This window comes from Oleiphilus sp. HI0125 (assembly GCF_001635355.1).
Map to the genome: position 1 here is coordinate 1 of NZ_LWGF01000227.1, position 692 is coordinate 692.

General features: G+C 44.7%; 1 protein-coding gene and 1 pseudogene. Both read left to right on the forward strand.

The features are described from left to right. Positions 1-404, forward strand: a pseudogene (locus A3762_RS03500) (DNA-directed RNA polymerase subunit beta); the annotation flags it as partial. Between the two features lie 81 nt (positions 405-485). Beyond that, positions 486-692 (forward strand): hypothetical protein (locus tag A3762_RS03505; RefSeq protein WP_156493189.1); only part of this gene is annotated, 207 nt, incomplete at its 3' end.

The following is a 692-nucleotide window of genomic DNA, read 5'->3' on the forward strand; positions in this document are numbered from 1 at the left end:
AAACAGTTTTGTATGACGGACGTACTGGTGACGCATTTGATCGCCCTGTAACGGTCGGTTATATGTACATGCTGAAATTGAACCACCTGGTTGACGACAAGATGCACGCGCGTTCAACTGGTTCATACAGTCTTGTTACGCAGCAGCCATTGGGCGGTAAGGCTCAGTTTGGTGGTCAGCGATTCGGTGAGATGGAAGTATGGGCACTTGAAGCATATGGTGCTGCATATACCTTGCAGGAAATGCTTACCGTTAAGTCGGATGACGTGAACGGTCGTACTAAGATGTACAAAAACATTGTTGATGGCGATCATCGTATGGAGCCTGGCATGCCAGAGTCCTTCAACGTATTGGTCAAAGAAATTCGCTCATTGGGTATAGATATCGAGTTGGAATCTGAGTAGTCAGTCGATAACCCAATGATTAGCGTCGCGGGCTGATTCAAATATGAAGCCCGCAAACAATAACTCCTACCGGAGCAAGCGATGAAAGATTTATTAAATTTGTTGAAAAACCAAAACGACTCTCAAGAATTTGATTCGATTCGTATTGGTTTGTCGTCACCTGAAATGATTCGTTCGTGGTCATATGGTGAAGTTAAGAAGCCGGAAACCATCAACTACCGTACGTTCAAGCCTGAGCGTGATGGTCTATTCTGTGCGAAAATTTTTGGCCCAATCAAAGACTACGAA